18 protein-coding genes and 1 pseudogene are annotated in these 17,209 nt (G+C 42.7%); 8 read left to right on the top strand and 11 right to left on the bottom strand.

Going from position 1 to position 17,209, the window contains the following annotated elements:
• The first annotated feature begins 391 nt into the window (after positions 1-391).
• The 8 genes from ACGF63_RS00555 to ACGF63_RS00520 all read left to right on the top strand — a co-directional run bounded on the left by ACGF63_RS00555 (position 392) and on the right by ACGF63_RS00520 (position 9,240).
• Positions 392-2,002 carry a hypothetical protein gene (locus ACGF63_RS00555; protein ID WP_387628146.1) on the top strand — a complete coding sequence of 537 codons (1,611 nt, stop codon included), beginning with the start codon at positions 392-394 and terminating at the stop codon, positions 2,000-2,002.
• Between the two features lie 21 nt (positions 2,003-2,023).
• Positions 2,024-3,043: a hypothetical protein gene (locus ACGF63_RS00550; protein ID WP_387628144.1), complete on the top strand. Its 1,020-nt coding sequence runs from the start codon at positions 2,024-2,026 to the stop codon at positions 3,041-3,043.
• Positions 3,044-3,248: 205 nt separating this feature from the next.
• A complete protein-coding gene (locus tag ACGF63_RS00545) occupies positions 3,249-3,518 on the top strand; it encodes a type VI secretion system PAAR protein (protein ID WP_387628141.1) in 270 nt (89 codons plus the stop codon).
• Positions 3,519-3,527: 9 nt separating this feature from the next.
• A complete protein-coding gene (locus tag ACGF63_RS00540; protein WP_387628138.1) occupies positions 3,528-5,123 on the top strand; it encodes a hypothetical protein in 1,596 nt (531 codons plus the stop codon).
• Positions 5,120-6,043, top strand: a complete 924-nt coding sequence (locus ACGF63_RS00535) for a hypothetical protein (RefSeq protein WP_387628135.1) — start codon at positions 5,120-5,122, stop codon at positions 6,041-6,043. The genes ACGF63_RS00540 and ACGF63_RS00535 overlap by 4 nt, the downstream gene beginning before the upstream one ends.
• A gap of 70 nt (positions 6,044-6,113) precedes the next feature.
• Positions 6,114-7,709: a hypothetical protein gene (locus ACGF63_RS00530; RefSeq protein ID WP_387628133.1), complete on the top strand. Its 1,596-nt coding sequence runs from the start codon at positions 6,114-6,116 to the stop codon at positions 7,707-7,709.
• On the top strand, positions 7,646-8,626 hold the full coding sequence (locus ACGF63_RS00525; RefSeq protein ID WP_239002596.1) for a hypothetical protein: 981 nt from the start codon (positions 7,646-7,648) through the stop codon (positions 8,624-8,626). Before ACGF63_RS00530 ends, ACGF63_RS00525 begins: the two co-directional genes overlap by 64 nt.
• 173 nt (positions 8,627-8,799) lie before the next feature.
• Complete coding sequence (locus ACGF63_RS00520) at positions 8,800-9,240, top strand: hypothetical protein (RefSeq protein WP_387628131.1); 441 nt, start codon at positions 8,800-8,802, stop codon at positions 9,238-9,240.
• A gap of 851 nt (positions 9,241-10,091) precedes the next feature.
• Here the strand turns inward: ACGF63_RS00520 and ACGF63_RS00515 are convergent.
• The 11 genes and pseudogenes from ACGF63_RS00515 to fliJ form a co-directional block, all read right to left on the bottom strand.
• Positions 10,092-10,296, bottom strand: a pseudogene (locus tag ACGF63_RS00515) (IS30 family transposase); the annotation flags it as partial.
• 145 nt (positions 10,297-10,441) lie between these two features.
• Positions 10,442-10,849 carry a cytidine deaminase gene (locus tag ACGF63_RS00510; protein ID WP_152964186.1) on the bottom strand — a complete coding sequence of 136 codons (408 nt, stop codon included), beginning with the start codon at positions 10,847-10,849 and terminating at the stop codon, positions 10,442-10,444.
• A 217-nt stretch (positions 10,850-11,066) separates the two neighbouring features.
• The gene (gene fliR, locus ACGF63_RS00505) at positions 11,067-11,849 is read right to left on the bottom strand and encodes a flagellar biosynthetic protein FliR (RefSeq protein ID WP_387628128.1); all 783 of its coding nucleotides are present in this window, start codon (positions 11,847-11,849) and stop codon (positions 11,067-11,069) included.
• Positions 11,850-11,851: 2 nt separating this feature from the next.
• On the bottom strand, positions 11,852-12,121 hold the full coding sequence (fliQ, locus tag ACGF63_RS00500) for a flagellar biosynthesis protein FliQ (RefSeq protein WP_132356211.1): 270 nt from the start codon (positions 12,119-12,121) through the stop codon (positions 11,852-11,854).
• A 21-nt stretch (positions 12,122-12,142) separates the two neighbouring features.
• Positions 12,143-12,859: a flagellar type III secretion system pore protein FliP gene (gene fliP, locus ACGF63_RS00495; protein WP_158020045.1), complete on the bottom strand. Its 717-nt coding sequence runs from the start codon at positions 12,857-12,859 to the stop codon at positions 12,143-12,145.
• A gap of 49 nt (positions 12,860-12,908) precedes the next feature.
• On the bottom strand, positions 12,909-13,361 hold the full coding sequence (fliO, locus tag ACGF63_RS00490) for a flagellar biosynthetic protein FliO (protein ID WP_152964190.1): 453 nt from the start codon (positions 13,359-13,361) through the stop codon (positions 12,909-12,911).
• Position 13,362: 1 nt separating this feature from the next.
• The gene (fliN, locus tag ACGF63_RS00485; protein WP_046976466.1) at positions 13,363-13,782 is read right to left on the bottom strand and encodes a flagellar motor switch protein FliN; all 420 of its coding nucleotides are present in this window, start codon (positions 13,780-13,782) and stop codon (positions 13,363-13,365) included.
• Positions 13,775-14,779, bottom strand: coding sequence for a flagellar motor switch protein FliM (gene fliM, locus ACGF63_RS00480; protein WP_021324074.1), 1,005 nt, complete (start codon positions 14,777-14,779; stop codon positions 13,775-13,777). Before fliM ends, fliN begins: the two co-directional genes overlap by 8 nt.
• A gap of 5 nt (positions 14,780-14,784) precedes the next feature.
• Positions 14,785-15,261 (bottom strand): flagellar basal body-associated protein FliL, encoded by a 477-nt coding sequence (gene fliL / locus ACGF63_RS00475; protein ID WP_152964196.1) that lies wholly within the window; start codon positions 15,259-15,261, stop codon positions 14,785-14,787.
• Positions 15,262-15,452: 191 nt separating this feature from the next.
• Positions 15,453-16,757, bottom strand: a complete 1,305-nt coding sequence (locus ACGF63_RS00470) for a flagellar hook-length control protein FliK (RefSeq protein WP_387628122.1) — start codon at positions 16,755-16,757, stop codon at positions 15,453-15,455.
• Entirely contained in the window at positions 16,757-17,200 is a 444-nt protein-coding gene (fliJ, locus tag ACGF63_RS00465; protein ID WP_036849058.1) for a flagellar export protein FliJ, read from the bottom strand. The genes ACGF63_RS00470 and fliJ overlap by 1 nt, the downstream gene beginning before the upstream one ends.
• Positions 17,201-17,209 lie beyond the last annotated feature (9 nt).

Raw genomic sequence — 17,209 nt, 5'->3', positions numbered from 1 at the left:
AGGTTTTCTACTGTGTTTTATCGCAGGTTCAGGTCAGCGATTCTGTTTAATCGCATTCGCATTGAGGCGGTTAATTCTAACGCATTAAATTCCTTATCGTTATTTGTGATATTCCGCAAAAAATCTTTAATTTGACCAGAATAAAATTTCGTTATTAAAAGAAAATAAGTGCATTATTCCTTCCCTTTTCTATGCTCCCGTTCATATGTTAAACAATCAAACCGACAGGGTGCTGATAATTTCAGGCAGAAATATGAAGTCAATGCCCTGTCCAACAAGGGTAGAGAAAAGTTTAGCCCGTGGCTTTGCCGGTCAAATACATTCGGTCATCATTTAAATTGATGAAATTAGGTTTTATCCCCCCAACTAAACGGCCAATAAGATAATTAATATGACTGAACAAACTATTTCACCCCGTGCCGGCGTTGCCTGTATGACCTGTAACAACCCGGATCCCTGCATCTACAAAATAAGCGTCACTTTTGGTCAACATACTCAAGTCTGGCCTGAAAAGCCGGCGATTAAAATGGACCTGATTGATCATGGCAAAGGACAAAAAGGCACAATACACATTGAAGATAAATGTCATAACGCCCCGAAACATCATGCTGTGCTGACCGGGGGACAAAAAGAGGTAACCATAGCGTTTAATACGCCTCAAGCGGTCACGTTATTCTATCAAGATAAGTCAGAAGACACGGAAATTGAAAATGGTTTGCAAAGTGTCTGGTCGTATCTGTCTAATCTTGCCAACCCGACGGATATGTACAGTGATCCCCACTATTATCAGTTAATAACGCAGGGATGTATCAGTGCGCAAAAATACGTGACGATGGCGGTTTACCCCTCAGTCAGTTTTATGGCCTCCGTCGGATTCAGCTTTGATTTTTCTCATGGTCAACGGTCAATGAAGGAACGGCGTGATGAACAGGCAAAAGCGCGTAATACCATGGAAAATGTTAAACCTAAAAATGGGAATAAACTGCGTGCAGGGTGGACCGTCAATACGGATGAATTTTATATTTCCAGAGAGACGGCACTTCATGTTGAGTATGCGTTAACTGTTCAGGATATAGATTATTCGGCCAAATTTGCCGAAGTTAACAAGGTCAGGAAAACCCGGCAGAGTTTAGACGCCATCAAGCGGGTGGAAAAACTGTTAGGTTATACAAAAAAATACCTGGTGCCTGATCCTGACTCAAACGGTAAAGGGACCCGTCACTACCAGCTGTTTGACCTGAATATAAATCCCATCAATATCGGTCTGGCTTATGCTTATGACCGCACCACCTCAGTCGATGACAGTAGCCATTTTTTAGGCTTCAGTGCCACCCCTTTTATGGGCATGAGCGCAAAGCTGGATCTCATTCAACTCGGTGCCGCGTATTGCAAAATAGACAGTATTGTCGCCAAATTCAGGGAAGCGCTGGCACGCAGAAATGCGAAGGATGAAAATTACTTAGAGCTTGAATGTTGCATTATTTTGACCTGTAACCTGTCCTTTCAGCTCGGTGCGGCCTATAAACAAAAGCAATGGACTTTCGATGCCGGTGATAAGAATGATCTGAAATTGAGTCTGGCAGGGAAAATAAACGCGGCCTTTAAAACCCATATTATGATCATGGAAATTGCGATGAGTGCTGACGGGGTTATAAAAACGGCGGCCGGTTTTAAACTCGATCAACATGATGGGGGGATTGATCTCGCCGGGTATCATGATGGGATTGTTGCGGAGATTGAGGTGGCTGCGGATATGAAGGCAGATAGACAGAAAAAATCCATGGTTAAAATCAAAAAGAAGTGGAAATGGATTATTGCAGATCCGTTAAAAGTCAGTGAATCCCCATTAAGAATTAATTTGATAGGAGAAGAACGGCCTGTTGTTCAGCCGGAAATAGTCCCGGGAGCTGAAACTGCATCGTGGGAAATGAGTTATGACCCTAACTCTAAACCTAAGCTGGATAAAATCCCATTTATCAATGCGGGATTCCCAGGAAGGTAAGCAAGAGTAAAAGGATAAAAAATGAAATTAAAACTGTTATTACTGTTATCAGGAGTGATTTTTATGTTAAGTGCTCAAGCAAATGAACCGAGGCTATATATTCGCAGTTTATTTGATATCCAATATGCCTTTTGTGCCATTAAAACTAATGATGTACTGGGAATGGATAATCGAGATTCGGCCCGGGAAGGACGGGGATTTGGTAGCGCCAGCACAGCTTCCATGTTGTTAATGGCTAATGGCGAAAACGAAATCAGTTTGGAATTCGGGGCATTGGACTGGTTTGCATCAGATGAAGTGTCAGATAAAGCCCGCGCTCACTTTAATCCTGAAGCGAAATGCAAGCTGGAACTGACCGCTATGCGAGGTAAAAAGAGTGAAGTGCTGACGGCAATTGAAGTGGCAATGGATAAAAACGGCCAACCGGTGGCAACCACACCAATGAATGAAACTAAATATGCCGCTATCAGTACGCCGGTTGTGCGCCATGTGATACAGGCAGACAATGTAGAAGCTGGGCATATAGAGAAAAAATACTTTGATCCCAAAGAATTTCCACCCAATATGACTTTATACCGGTTTAGCCGTAGCGTAAAAATCAGCGGCTTGCCTGATTGGGAATGGGTGAAGGCAACGCCCTACACGGATACGTCTGAACAACGTCAGCAACTGCAACGGGCTTATATGGCGGTCTGGAAAACCTATAATACCAAAGATATAAATACCATCCGGGAACAACAAAAAACGGCGCTCAAAGCTTGGGCTTGGGCCACTGGTGAAAGTGAAGAGAGTATTTTCACTAGTAAACCAATTTACAGTAATATCAAAGCAAAAAACTTCAAAATGATACCGATTAATTGGGATGACTACCGAGTTAAAATAATGAATCAGGGCAGGATGGTTAAATTGGTGAATAAATCAGATCCTGAGAGTTCCCCAATATCTTATTATTACGTTGATGATGAAGATGGGGAAACAGTTCTGGCTACTACCACACCAATCTTCTCATTAATTAACGGCTGTTTTGTCCAAGTGATTTAATTAATAGTATCGGGTTCTTAGCCCGATATTCTTTCTTGATGGGTAATGTGGTAAAAATTGGTGATACTGGTAAAGAATCTCATCATTGTGGCACCACACTAATTAGATAATTAAAGGGTGAAAAAATGAAATTTAAGTGATTCATTATCACCTTGGTTCCAATTTAAAGATTAATTATTTTAACTTCGTGAGATGAGGAGGGAATATGGGTAATGCGGTAAAAATCGGTGATATCGGTACGGCGCATGATGATTGTCAAGCAACGCCGGTTATTTCGGGATCTGCCAGTGTAAAAGCCGATGGTATTCCTCTGGCTCGTCAGGGGGATATTTTGGCACCTCATTCATCCCATTCACGGATAATTGCCGGTGGCTCCAGCACCGTTTTTATTGACGGTAAACCCGCTGCGAGAACCGGTGATGCGGTGAGTTGTGGCGGAATAGTGATTGGTGGTGGCAGTGTCAATATTGGCTAAGGAAAAAACATGCTCTCAGTTAACATGAAAAGTGCCGTTTGCGATTGCAAAATCCCGGCCCCCTGTATTCACAAATTAACCTTAAAAGTGGGTAAACGGGTTTTTATTTATAACCAGATTGAACCGATAGGGGACATTTGGGTGGTTGATGAAGCCGCCGGTATTCCCGTGACGATTTCCCTGGTGGGAAAACGGTGTATGTCTGACAATCCACACTGCCCGAAAGCGATTTTTTATAGCCCGGATAATCCGGTGTTTCAGTTTCATGAATTGGCTAAAAACCCGATAAAGGGGCCGGGCACCGAGGATGAAATCTGTTTTTCCCGCCACACCATACCGGTCGATCCGATAGAACATGATCCGCTGGGCTTTATTGCATCGTCCCTGTTTCAGCCAGGGGAGCTGAGTCATTTGCCCCATACCGATTATATTCTTGAGTTGACGCAATGCTACGGTCAGCCTTTTGTCACGCGTTCATTTCCATTGGCGGATGCTAAGGTGAAGGCGTTGTTATTGGGCCCGGTTGATGCGTTTTACACGACAATCCATGTTTTGCCGCAATATGAATGGACGCTGGATATGACGATAGGGGCAGAGCAGGCAGTCCGGGAAAGAAGTGTGGCGGAAAGAAAAGCGGAGACGCTTGCGGCGAGGAAGCAAGTCAATCCGCAGGCGAAAAGGCCGGGTGAAAACTGGCATAAACGCACCGCCGGTTATGCATTAACGGATACGTTAACTATCGAAGGGCGTTTTGCTTACACCCTGGGCCCCTATTCCCGCACCTTTACGCATGAGTTGGAAGAGGAATTTAAAACAAAACGCAAGAAACTGGGGTTAGTGAATAAAGGGCTTCAGGCGGTTGATACGCTGCAAAAACTGTTTTCCAGTGAAGGCAGCCAGGAAATAAAACTGCTGGAAATGGAAATCCAGACACCGGAAATCACGTTAAGCGGCGGCAGTAAACTGGTAAATGCGACGCAGGGTAATGAGGCCTATTTTGAGCAGGCGATTTCGGTGGAATTAGCGCCGTTGATAGGTATCAAAATGCGGCTGGATTTAATTCAGGCGTTTGCCACGGAATTCGGTGTTGAGAAATTAATAGCCGTAATTCGTGAGCAGGGGTTAAAAGGAAAGGCGGCGGTAGACGAAGGGCGGGACGGCGCTTATCTGGGGGCGCAATTAGATATGGTACTGGAAGGGGCGTTAAATCTGTCGTTTAAATATGCCAGCAATGAAGAGCGGGAGATGGAATTCCAGTTGGGGGATATGGTCAAAGGTACGTTGGCGATTAGTGCGGAAACGAATATTCAGGCGGGCTTTAAATATTATCTGGTGGAAGGGTATTTTAAAGCCGGTGCAGATATTGAAGCAGAAGGGTGTTTTGAATTGGATAAGCAGGATAATGGATTATATCTGGTGTTTTTCCATGAGGGGATTGTTGCCAGTTATTATGTGGAGTATGGAATGGGGAGCAAGCCACCTAAAAATAATGGCAGGTCTATTAGACAAGGAAGTAAAGTGGATAACAAGAAGCAAAAAAAATGGGAGATATATCCGAAGTTACCGAAAGAAAAATCGATATACAAACTGAGGCTATCACAATGAAGAAAGTGTTTTTGTTTTTTATGGCCTTATTTTCATTATCAGCTTATGGGGAAAATACAATGGATAAAGTTAAATATATTGCTTATTTAGAAACAAATCAGGCATTTTGTGTACTTACAATCAATGGGATCTACACTTTAAGTAATTTGGGTTCGATTAGCGGTACTATATCAACGGGTTACAATGTTGCAGTGATATTACAAAACGGTAAAAACATTATCAGCCTTGATATGGGACCATTAAGTGCCCGGGATGATAAATATGTTTATCAAGAAAAAGATGCAGAATGCAAGGTCCGATTGGTGAGAGTGACCCCCTACGATTCCGATGAAATCACGAATATTATTACCAGAGTGGCAGATAAGAACGGTACATTGGAACCTAGTAGCACGAAGTCGGTTAATTTTAATATTGATACTGCACAATTCAGTAAAATTACGACGAAAGAATACCCGAATGAATTCTATTATCACACAGAACGGACAGTGACATTAAATGATCTGCCAGCCTGGGCCTGGACGATGGCTACCCCATTGCCGGAGACAGCGACAAGTATTGAACTGGTTAAAAAAGCCTATGAAGATATTTGGCAAATCATGAAAAATAAAGATTTGGGGGCTTTACAATCGGCAGCTAAATTAATGTTATATGAACATGCCCAGGCCAATGACAGTACAGAGCAGAGTTATTTTGATTCTTACGACTTTAAGCGAGATTTTGATAATGGTTATCAGGCAGTACCAATAGATTGGAGTAAATATAAGCTGGTGCGTTATCTGGGGGGGCGGTTATTTCGGTTTGAAATTGATAAAAGCAATAATTCCCCTTTATTGTTTGAAAATAAAAATGATAGCGAAGATGGATTTACATACAGCCCATATTTTTCTTTAATCAATGGAAAAGTGGTTATTTCAAGATAACTATGGCCTTTTTAAAATAACTCAGTATTAACTGTTTCCGGCAGTTAATACTGAGAGGTAAGGAAAAACTATGCTCTCAGTTAACATGAAAAGTGCCGTTTGCGATTGTAAAATCCCGGACCCCTGTATTCATAAATTAACCTTAAAAGTCGGTAAACGGGTTTTTATTTATAACCAGATTGAACCGATAGGGGATATTTGGGTGGTTGATGAAGCCGACGGTATTCCCGTGACGATTTCCCTGGTGGGAAAACGGTGTGTATCTGATAATCCATACTGCCCGAAAGCGATTTTTTATAGCCCGGATAATCCGGTGTTTCAGTTTCATGAATTGGCTAAAAATCCGATAAAGGGGCCGGGTACCGAGGATGAAATCTGTTTTTCCCGCCACACCATACCGGTCGATCCGATAGAACATGATCCGCTGGGCTTTATTGCATCGTCACTGTTTCAGCAGGGGGAGCTGAGCCATTTGCCCCATACCGATTATATTCTTGAACTGACGCAATGCTACGGTCAGCCTTTTGTCACGCGCTCATTCCCATTGGCGGACAATAAGGTGAAGGCGTTGTTACTGGGCCCGGTTGATGCGCTTTACACGACAATTTATGTTTTGCCGCAATATGAATGGACGCTGGATATGACGATAGGGGCGGAGCAGGCAGTCCGGGAAAGAAGTGTGGCGGAAAGAAAAGCGGAGGCGCTTACAGCGAGGAAACAAGTCAATCCGCAGGCGAAAAGGCCGGGTGAAAACTGGCATAAACGCACCGCCGGTTATGAATTAACGGATACGTTAACTATCGAAGGGCGTTTTGCTTACACCCTGGGCCCCTATTCCCGCACCTTTACGCATGAGTTGGAAGAGGAGTTTAAAACAAAACGCAAGAAACTGGGGTTAGTGAATAAAGGGCTTCAGGCGGTTGATACGCTGCAAAAACTGTTTTCCAGTGAAGGCAGCCAGGAAATAAAACTGCTGGAAATGGAAATCCAGACACCGGAAATCACGTTAAGCGGCGGCAGTAAACTGGTAAATGCGACGCAGGGTAATGAGGCCTATTTTGAGCAGGCGATTTCGGTGGAATTAGCACCGTTGATAGGTATCAAAATGCGCCTGGATTTAATTCAGGCGTTTGCCACGGAATTCGGTGTTGAGAAATTAATTGCGCTTATTCGTGAGCAGGGGTTAAAAGGAAAGGCGGCGGTAGACGAAGGGCGGGACGGCGCTTATCTGGGGGCGCAATTAGATATGGTACTGGAAGGGGCGTTAAATCTGTCGTTTAAATATGTCAGCAATAAAGAGCGGGAGATGGAATTCCAGTTGGGGGATATGGTCAAGGGTACGTTGGCGATTAGTGCGGAAACGAATATTCAGGCGGGTTTTAAATATTATCTGGTGGAAGGGTATTTTAAAGCCGGTGCAGATATTGAAGCAGAAGGGTGTTTTGAATTGGATAAGCAGGATAATGGATTATATCTGGTGTTTTTCCATGAGGGGATTGTTGCCAGTTATTATGTGGAGTATGGGATGGGGAAAGGTATAAATGAAAATAAAAATAGTGGCTTTAATCCACAGAGCAAAGTAGATACCGAGAAGCAGAAGAAATGGGAAATATATCCAAAACTGCCGAAGGAAAAATCAACATACAAACTGAGGCTATCGCAATGAAAAGAGTTTTCTTGTTTTTTATGGCCTTGTTTACACTATCAGCTTATGGAGAAAATACTATGGATAAAATTAAATATATTAGCTACTTAGAAACTAAAAGGGTACTTTGTAGACTTAAAGTTAATGGAGTTATTACGTTAGATAATTTTAATTCTATATCAGGTACTGTATCGACTGGGTATAATATTGTACCATTGTTACAAAATGGCAAAAACGTTCTCAGTCTTGATATGGGGCCATTAAGTGTACGGGATAATAAATATATTTATAAAGAAAAAGATGCGGAATGTAAAATTCGATTGGTGAGGATGACTCCCTATGATTCCAATGAAATTACTAATATTATCACTAAGGTAGCAGATAAAGATGGAATATTAAAACCTAATAGTATGAAGTCTATTAATTTTAATATTGATACTGCACAATTTAGTAGAATTAGGACGAAAGAATACCCGGATGAATTTTACTATCATACAGAGCGAACAGTGACATTAAATGATCTGCCTGTCTGGGCTTGGACTATGGCTACGCCTTTGCCAGAGACTGTGGCAAGTACTGAACTGGTTAAAAAAGCCTATGCAGATATTTGGCAAATGTTGAAAAACCAGGACCTAACGGCACTGAAAACAGCTTATCAGTTAACGTTGCATGAGGAATCCCAGGCCAATGACAGTACAGAACAAATCCATTTTGACTCATTGGATTTTAAACATTACTTTGATAAGGGTTATCAGGCAGTGCCGATAAACTGGAGTAAATATAAACTGGTGCGCTATATGGGAGGACGATTATTCCGATTTGAAGTTAAAGATGGGATACAGTCTCCACTATTAATTAGGGATAAAAATGGTGAAAATGGATTTACATTTAACCCGTTGTTCTCTTTAATCAATGGAAAAGTGGTTATTTCAAGATAGTTATGGTTTGTTTTAAATAACGTTTCATAATTCTGCTACACATAGCCATCTTCAACCCGTTGTTATACATAGGATTATGAGTGGTATAAGATGTAGCACTATTTTGGAATCTTATTTAACTAACTCAGTATTAACTGTTTCCGGCAGTTAATACTGAGAGGTAAGGAAAAACTATGCTCTCAGTTAACATGAAAAGTGCCGTTTGCGATTGTAAAATCCCGGACCCCTGTATTCACAAATTAACCTTAAAAGTCGGTAAACGGGTTTTTATTTATAACCAGATTGAACCGATTGGTGATATTTGGGTGGTTGATGAAGCCGACGGTATTCCCGTGACGATTTCCCTGGTGGGAAAACGGTGTGTATCTGATAATCCACACTGCCCGAAAGCGATTTTTTATAGCCCGGATAACCCGGTGTTTCAGTTTCATGAGTTGGCTAAAAACCCGATAAAGGGGCCGGGCACCGAGGATGAAATCTGTTTTTCCCGCCACACCATACCGGTCGATCCGATAGAAAATGATCCGCTGGGTTTTATTGTATCGTCACTGTTTCAGCCAAGGGATCTGAGCCATTTGCCCCATACCGATTATATTCTTGAGCTGACGCAATAATTGTCATCGGCTTTATTCTCTGATTTTGGTATTTTATTTTGCGATAATTATCAGGACATAAATAAAGCCTTTTTTCTATCTAAAATAACAGGTTGGCGCTAAATATCCTGTTTATGAACGAATGCTAATCATATCTACTTTTTATCTTTACTGTCGCTGTTTTACCAGCAGTTTTAATAAATCACCATCCTTTATTTTGTCTTCATAAATCAACAAGTAAATAGCTTGATGATGTAAAAATATCCCTTTCTATTTTTTTCAATAATCAATCCTTTTTTCAGAGCTTAAATCCTGCCAGATTAACCATTTTATCTCTTTTTTATTGCGTTATTTTTACGATTTTCTTCATAAAATAACCAGTGGGAAAGCACTTTAATCCCCATCTATTTGGGTAATATTGTTTTACATGCAGATTTATTTTCAACTCACTATTAATGGTTAATGATTTCCGATTAAATGCTATTAACTCTCCTTATGAAATATTTTACCAAGTTAAATTTGCCCTTGATATAAAAATTTAATACTTCTGTATTTGCACTTTTAAATGATTATGGCAGGTTAGGTAAATGTAAAATAAATGAAGTATAAAACCGCTGATAAATAAATTAATATGGCAGGAAAAAAGTTAAATCCTACCCTGGGTTTTATGACAGGTAGGTTTTAATCTGTTATTAAAAGTCATTCTTTTAATTTATGGTTTTAATCGGTATAACGTTTTTACCATTTTTAATACCTGATTTTTGTGAAGTTTAATCATCATCGGTTATTGTATTTTACCTTTTAATCAACGCTAATCATATCCGATTTTTATCTTTATTGACGTTGTTTTACCAGAAATTTTAATAAATCACCCCCTTTATTTTGTCTTCATAAATCAGCCAGTAAATAGCCTGATGAGATAAAAATATCCCTTTCTGTTTTTTCCAATAATCAATATTTTTTTCAGGGCTTAAATCCTGCCAAATTAACCGTTTTATCCCTTTTTTTATTTCTTTTCAGATCCCTGCTAATGGTTAATGGATTTCGATTAAGTGATTCAACAATGAAGCGTGATGAACATGTTTAACCTGCCATAATCATTTAAAAATGAGAATACAAAGGTATTAAGGGTTTTATATCAAGGACAGATTTAATTCAATAAATGCAACTTTTTAAAAGGAGAGTTAATTGCATTTACTCTACGAATCCAAGATCCTCTAATTTAGAGAATTGCTCCATTAACGGCTGACCAATGATAAGGTTGCAATTCACGTATTGTTTTAAATAATAACGCGTTTTTATCATTAGTCACAGCCACTTTAACTGAACCACCCCAATGAACCAAACGTTCTTGACATATTCCGCAGGGTGTCAAAATGATATATTCACAACCGGCATCCTCACGACAGAGACATAAGGAGTGTGTGACCGCTTCATTAAGTTTATGTGCCTCCAAATAGGCACCTACTTCCATACAAAGGGATAATGCGTCATTTTTGGTATCAGGCGCAATACTGGTTAAAATCTTACCCGACTCTGTCCGTACTGCGGCTGCGCCACCCCATCCCTTTGGATATCGTTTTTCAATTAAGCTAATCGCGGCGTTATATAACTCTTGTTCTATATTCATTAATTTACTGTTCCTGCACCATTAACCTATTTTATTTTTCTGTGTTAATAATATCTTTGAAAAATAAGGTTTTAGTCGTTGTTAAAAATCTATTATATAGATAAAATGCGCTTTTCTCTTATGTATTGATAAAATTTTACAGCATTAAATAATACGATTTATACAGTATATAATACTTATGGTTTTTTTAGACCGATTTTGGTTCGAAAAAACATTTTTAAATAACCATGCCACTGATAATTATCGCCAGCCGATTAAACAATTCACTGAACATATGCTCAGAAAATGGTGCCAGCATGGGGATTAAAAGTGTCAGTACCAGGATACCGGTAGTGAGTGTTAGCGGAAAACCGACCACAAAGATGGAGAGTTGTGGTGTCATACGGTTTAAGATCCCCAATGAGAAATTCAGCGTTAATAGCAGAGTGATTAATGGTAGAGCCAGCATCATGCCGTTGATAAATATCATGCTGGCGCTTTGTGCCAAGAGCCAAAATCCTTGAGCACTGAGTTGCAATGGCTGTACTGGTATAACCTGGAATGTATCCGCCAGAACGGATAATAGCCACAGATGACCGTCAAAAGCCAGAAATAGCAGTAAAGTCAAAAGGTTAAAGATACGCGCCAGAATGGGCATATTAGGGCCGCCGGAAGGGTCAAAAAAGGTGGCGAATGAGAGGCCCATTTGTAAGCCAATGATTTCACCTGCATGACGCACCGCAGCAAAAGCTATTTGCATGGTCAGGCCGAGTGATGCGCCAATCAGGATTTGCTGGATCATCACCCAAAATCCGGCGACAGAGAAAATAGGCACTTGCGCAGGTTGCAGGTTTGGCATTAAGAGCAGCGTTACCATCACTGCTAACCCGATCCGAACTTTTTTAGGGGCCTGTTTTTCACTGAATAATGGCGCGGTACTGAACAGCGCAAGGACCCGGACCAGCGGCCAGAAAAATTCACTGATAAACTGGATCAGCATTTCACTGTCAAAAGAGATCATAATCAGCCGATTATCACGGGTATGCTGCTGTAGAGTCCACGCATGTAGTCCAAAAATAGATTCAGCATCCAGGGACCTGCGATAACTGTAGTGACAAATACCGCCAGAATTTTGGGGATAAATGACAGCGTCATTTCGTTAACCTGTGTCGCGGCTTGTAATAAGCTGACAATTAAACCGCATAATAAAGCAGATAAAAGCAGCGGTGCAGCCAGCGCCAGTGCGACTTTCATTGCTTCTGTGCCCAATGCCATTACTGATTCAGGAGTCATAATGTTTGTCTCTTTTTCAGGTCAACCATAAAAACTTTGTGCCAAAGAACCCAGCAATAATTGCCAACCATCAACCAATACAAACAACATAAGTTTAAAGGGCAACGAAATTGTCGCGGGTGGTACCATCATCATCCCCAGCGCCATTAAAACACTGGCAACCACCAGGTCGATAATCAGAAAGGGGATGAACAGGGTAAAACCAATCTGGAACGCGGTTTTTAGCTCACTGGTAATAAATGCCGGCATCAGTACCCGCATAGGAACTGAGTCTGCGGTTTCAAAAGGGGGCTGGTCAGCAAGACGGGCAAACAACGCTAAATCGTTTTCCCTTGTTTGACGTAACATAAATTGCCGTAATGGCTTGGCGCCATTTTCTAAAGCGGTTTCCAGACTGATTTTATCTTCACTGAAAGGCAGATAAGCATCCTGATAAACTTTATCGAAAACCGGCGACATAATAAAAAAGGTCATAAATAGTGTCAGCCCCAGTAAAACCTGATTGGGCGGAGCCGATGGGGTGCCTAATGCATTACGCAGTAAACCCAACACAATAATAATGCGGGTAAAACTGGTCATCATGAGTAAAGCCGCAGGAATGAAACCCAGCGCGGTAATAAACACTAATGTTTGAACCGGCAGGGACCAGCTTTGTCCGCCATTAGCCAGCGGTTGGCTGATAATCCCCGGCAGCTGTGCCGCGACATCCATGGGTAAAATCAGCGCAGTGAGTGCCATTGCCAGGCGGCATGATAATGGGAATTTATTGCCCGTCATAAAGAAAGAACTACTTTTTTTCATCGGCCTTGCCTTGTCGCATCAGGGTATTTTTGAGAATCTGACCAAACAGTGCCGGTTTTATGGGGTGTCCTTCGGGGTTATCACTGTTGGATTCAGGTATTGGCATCTGATGTAACAAATTAATTTGCTGGGCAGTAACACCTAATACTAACCAGTCATTTTCAACCTCCACAATGACGACACGTTCACGTTGCCCAAGTGAACAACTGGCTTTGATACTGAGTTGTTGCTGTGTTTTTCCTTTGCCGGAAACCAGCCCCATACGGCGTATCAACCAAGTGAGGGTGAAAATTAACAGTAAAACACCGGCTAACGCGCTACTGACTTGTATCAGTGTCTGACCTGCGGAAAGTGGTGCGGCAGTGGCGACCTGCGTAACCGCCTGGGTTTGCGCGACAGGTTCTGTCGCGCCATGATGAAGAGAAGGCTGGAAAGCCATATTAGCGACTCAGTCGACGCATACGTTCAGAAGGGGTGATGATATCGGTGATACGGATGCCGTATTTATCCGATACAACCACAACTTCACCCTGCGCAATCAGGTAGCCGTTGATTAAAATATCCAACGGTTCCCCGGCAAGGCCATCAAGAGAGACAACGGAGCCTTGAGATAATCTCAGCAGTTGTTTGATTGTCATTTTTGTCCGGCCCAGTTCGACGGATAATTTGACCGGAATATCCAGAATCAGGTCGATATCCGATAAATGAGCCAGTGCATCCTGAGGCTCCAGAGATTCAAATATTGCCGCGCTATTGTCAGAGGTTTGTTGTTGCGCGGCCTGTTGTTCCAGCGCTTCTGCCCACATATCTTCGGCAGACCCGGTTGAAGCGGTATCTGTGGGTTGTTTAGCGTCACTCATTGGGCTGTTCCTCATCCAGAGCATTTAAAACAGGGTTAATAAGGTGTTCGACACGCAGGGCGTATTGCCCGTTTAATGTTCCGTATTGACTGGTGAGCACCGGCACACCATCGACGTGAACGATCAAGCGTTCGGGTTTATCAATAGGTAATATATCGCCCGGTTGAAGTTGCAAAATTTTTGACAGCCTCAGCGGGATATCAACAAAGTTAGCGACCAATTCCAGCTCTGAATGCTGAACCTGTTTTACCAGGCTTTCCCGCCACAGGCTGTCTTCCTGCCGGACATTTTCCAATGGTGGATTGGTCAGGCGTTCCCGCAGGGGTTCGATCATGGCAAACGGAATACAGATGTTAAACTCACCACTCAACGCGCCAATTTCCACCTGAAACGGTGTCGTAACTACAATATCGTTCGGTGATGTCGTGATGTTGGTGAATTTCACCTGCATTTCAGAGCGGATATATTCCACTTCAATTTTGAAAATGGAATCCCAGGCATCACGGTAGGAATCCAGCGCCATACGTAACATCCGGTTAATCACCCGTTGTTCCGTATTGGTGAATTCACGGCCTTCTACTTTGGTCGGGAAACGTCCATCACCACCAAACAGGTTATCTACCGCGATGTAAACCAGGCTGGGGGCAAATGCAAACAGTGCGGTTCCTCTCAACGGTTTCAGGTGAACGAGGTTAAGGTTGGTCGGCACCGCCAGGTTACGGGCGAATTCGTGATAAGGCTGAATTTTTATTGCTCCGACGGTAATGTCAGGACTACGGCGGAGCATGTTGAACAACCCCATCCTAAAATGACGGGCAAAACGTTCGTTAATAATTTCCAGTGCTTGCAGACGTTCCCGAACAACACGGCGTTGGGTATTGGGATCGTAAGGGCGAACCTCGTTTTCCCCAGACGCGGTGTTTTCTGCGTCGTCAATGGCACTGTCGCCATTGAGCAGAGCATCAATCTCGGCTTGTGAAAGAATATTGTCACTCATGGTGATTATCGCAGAATAAACGTGGTAAACAGCACATCGGTGATGACCTGATCCGGCTCACCGGGTACCAATGTTGGGCGCAGCGTTTGCTTGATATCGTTCATCAGACGCAATTTGCCGCTGTCGTGAGCCAGATCCGCTGATTTCTGGCGTGATAGTAATAACAACATACGGCTACGAACTTCCGGCAGATACTCATGGAAGCGCTTGCGGGTTTTTTCATCGGTTAAACGTAAGGTCACGCCGATATAGAGCACACGGTCAAAGTGATCTTCATTGTCAATCAGATTGACGGTGAAAGGTTCCAGAGTCATAAATACAGGGACTTCTATGATTCGGGGTGCTTTAGAGTTACTCTCTTTTGCCTGCTTAAATGTCCACCAACTGTATCCTCCGATGGCGGCACCGATAACGGCAATCAGTACTAACAGTATCATCCAAAATGGATTTTTGCGTTTACGCTCGTAGCTATAGTCAGACATGGACAGACAAGTTCCTGTTTTCGTTGCGGACAAGTGTCCACTCATTCCGTGGCGGACCTGCTTATCCATCAATATCGATAATAATTATCCCGCGTATTTCCGCTGGCAATAGCCGGAACAAACGGAGAAAAAACCACTAACTCATTCGTTTGTTGTGAGTCTTGTTTACTACGGATAAATACTTTCCATTATCAGGCGAAAATATCCACACCTCCCCGGACTGACGCCAGTTGGTGAGGTGTTAAACGTATTGTGGATTCAGTAGCCGAATGGTTTTCTGGCGTGGTGTCAGTGTCATGACCGCCAGTTCCGCCTGAATTTTGTGAACTGGAACGTTGTTCTTGTTGCCACGGGCTGGCGTTGTCGCTGCTGACATTGCTTTGGGTAAGTTGAATTCCACTTTCTGCCAATGCATGACGAAGCCCAGGTAACGCAGCTTCCAGGGCTGCCCGAACATGGCTGTGAGCAGATGCCAAATGCAATTGCGCCTGATTATCTTCAACAGACATACGAATTTGTAATGCACCCAGCTCTTGTGGATGCAGGCGCAGCTCTGCTTGTTGTAAGCCATTGCGGTTGAACAAGATAATCTGTTGGTTTAATTGTTGCTGCCACTCTTCACTACCCAACTGCGCATTCAGCAAAGGTGTGGAGGCGCTGGATAACTGAAACTGGGCCGTCTGGTTGTGCCCGGCGGAAAGCAGAGGAGATGCGGTTACTGAGGGAGCTTGTCCGGTTTGCTGATGCTCAGCTGCTACGGCAGCGGGCTGAATTTCAGTCTGAACGGTGGTCTGGATCAACGCAGATTCACGTGAATGACTTTGAGGTGCATTTTCATGTTGAATAGCGACGGTAGGGATCTTTGGTTTTATCTGAGGATTCTGTACTAATCCGTTTTCAGGTTTTGCTTTAAAAAGACTTTCAAAACTTTCCGTTTTTTCTTCATGTCTGGGTTGTTCCAGCATATCCGTCAAAAGATTTTTCTCTGTCGGTAATCCTGTCATCATCCATTCTTTAGTGAGAACCGGACGGTTTTTATCACTATTTTTATCACTATGTTTAATCAGTTCGGTTGGTTGTGGATTATCTTTCTGGTTTTCTGATCTGATGGTTAATTTGGATAATTGTACGGGTAAACTTGCCGCCAATTCTTCTGCTAACATGAGCTTTTCATCAACAGGAGCTGGTTGTTTGTCTGCCTCTGCTTTTACATTCAGAGGAATCAGTGAGGAGGCGATAGACTCCGCTGGAATTTCATTTGAGACAGATGATACAGATAATAATGGCGATAAACCGTTGTCTGTTTCATCCGTGATCTCTTTTCCGTCTTTGGATGACACTTTTCCCGGTTTGGTCATACCTTTCTGTGCCGGCTCGGTTTCCAGATTAAGAAACTGAGCAAAGTCAGAAGGTTGATCGGCGTCGGTGAGAGAATCACCGCGCGTTTGCTGATTTTCTGCCGGTTTCAGGTCAGCAGGCAAAAGAGTGACATTCATTATCCATTTCTCCGTTGTGCACTACGTTGGGCATACTCATCCATCTGTTTTTGCTCCGTTCTGTTCTGTTGTAATCTTCGGTTGTTATCTGCCCGCTGTTGTAACGTATCAAAGGCATTGAGACGTTGTTGCTTTTCTTGCCACTGTGATAAAGCGGTCTCAAGCCGCTGTTGCCATTGATTGAGCTGTAATTTGTGTTGTTCAATCGCTTTTTCCAGCGTTTTCATGAATTGCTGGTAGTTTTGCCAGGTCGTACACGGCATACCGTTACTGAGCGTGTCGTTCAGGCGCATCCGGTACTCATCCTGATAGCCCATCAGTGTTACAAGTTGTTGCTCCATTTGTTGATGGTTCTGACGAACTTGTGCAAGGTGAGTGGCGGCTTTCTCCACCGCATGTTGTGCAAGTTCACGCAAGGTCATGAGCGGTGATTGTTGCTGCATCTTATTCCT

This window comes from Photorhabdus sp. RM322S (assembly GCF_042879395.1).
In the GTDB taxonomy this organism is placed as follows: Bacteria; Pseudomonadota; Gammaproteobacteria; order Enterobacterales; family Enterobacteriaceae; genus Photorhabdus; species Photorhabdus khanii.
The sequence above is the reverse complement of the archived record's forward strand: the minus strand, read 5'-3'. Positions and strand labels throughout refer to the sequence as shown.

Bases quoted from the DNA above. Each gene is read 5' to 3' on its own strand.
- ACGF63_RS00520 (WP_387628131.1), top strand. From the start codon at position 8,800: ATGCTCTCAGTTAACATGAAAAGTGCCGTTTGCGATTGTAAAATCCCG.
- ACGF63_RS00535 (WP_387628135.1), top strand. From the start codon at position 5,120: ATGAAGAAAGTGTTTTTGTTTTTTATGGCCTTATTTTCATTATCAGCT.
- fliQ (WP_132356211.1), bottom strand. From the start codon at position 12,121: ATGACTCCTGAATCAGTAATGGCATTGGGCACAGAAGCAATGAAAGTC.
- ACGF63_RS00470 (WP_387628122.1), bottom strand. From the start codon at position 16,757: ATGAATGTCACTCTTTTGCCTGCTGACCTGAAACCGGCAGAAAATCAG.
- fliN (WP_046976466.1), bottom strand. From the start codon at position 13,782: ATGAGTGACGCTAAACAACCCACAGATACCGCTTCAACCGGGTCTGCC.
- ACGF63_RS00510 (WP_152964186.1), bottom strand. From the start codon at position 10,849: ATGAATATAGAACAAGAGTTATATAACGCCGCGATTAGCTTAATTGAA.
- ACGF63_RS00550 (WP_387628144.1), top strand. From the start codon at position 2,024: ATGAAATTAAAACTGTTATTACTGTTATCAGGAGTGATTTTTATGTTA.
- ACGF63_RS00545 (WP_387628141.1), top strand. From the start codon at position 3,249: ATGGGTAATGCGGTAAAAATCGGTGATATCGGTACGGCGCATGATGAT.
- fliO (WP_152964190.1), bottom strand. From the start codon at position 13,361: ATGGCTTTCCAGCCTTCTCTTCATCATGGCGCGACAGAACCTGTCGCG.
- fliJ (WP_036849058.1), bottom strand. From the start codon at position 17,200: ATGCAGCAACAATCACCGCTCATGACCTTGCGTGAACTTGCACAACAT.
- fliM (WP_021324074.1), bottom strand. From the start codon at position 14,779: ATGAGTGACAATATTCTTTCACAAGCCGAGATTGATGCTCTGCTCAAT.
- ACGF63_RS00555 (WP_387628146.1), top strand. From the start codon at position 392: ATGACTGAACAAACTATTTCACCCCGTGCCGGCGTTGCCTGTATGACC.
- fliP (WP_158020045.1), bottom strand. From the start codon at position 12,859: ATGGCACTCACTGCGCTGATTTTACCCATGGATGTCGCGGCACAGCTG.
- ACGF63_RS00540 (WP_387628138.1), top strand. From the start codon at position 3,528: ATGCTCTCAGTTAACATGAAAAGTGCCGTTTGCGATTGCAAAATCCCG.
- fliL (WP_152964196.1), bottom strand. From the start codon at position 15,261: ATGTCTGACTATAGCTACGAGCGTAAACGCAAAAATCCATTTTGGATG.
- fliR (WP_387628128.1), bottom strand. From the start codon at position 11,849: ATGATCTCTTTTGACAGTGAAATGCTGATCCAGTTTATCAGTGAATTT.
- ACGF63_RS00530 (WP_387628133.1), top strand. From the start codon at position 6,114: ATGCTCTCAGTTAACATGAAAAGTGCCGTTTGCGATTGTAAAATCCCG.
- ACGF63_RS00525 (WP_239002596.1), top strand. From the start codon at position 7,646: ATGGGAAATATATCCAAAACTGCCGAAGGAAAAATCAACATACAAACT.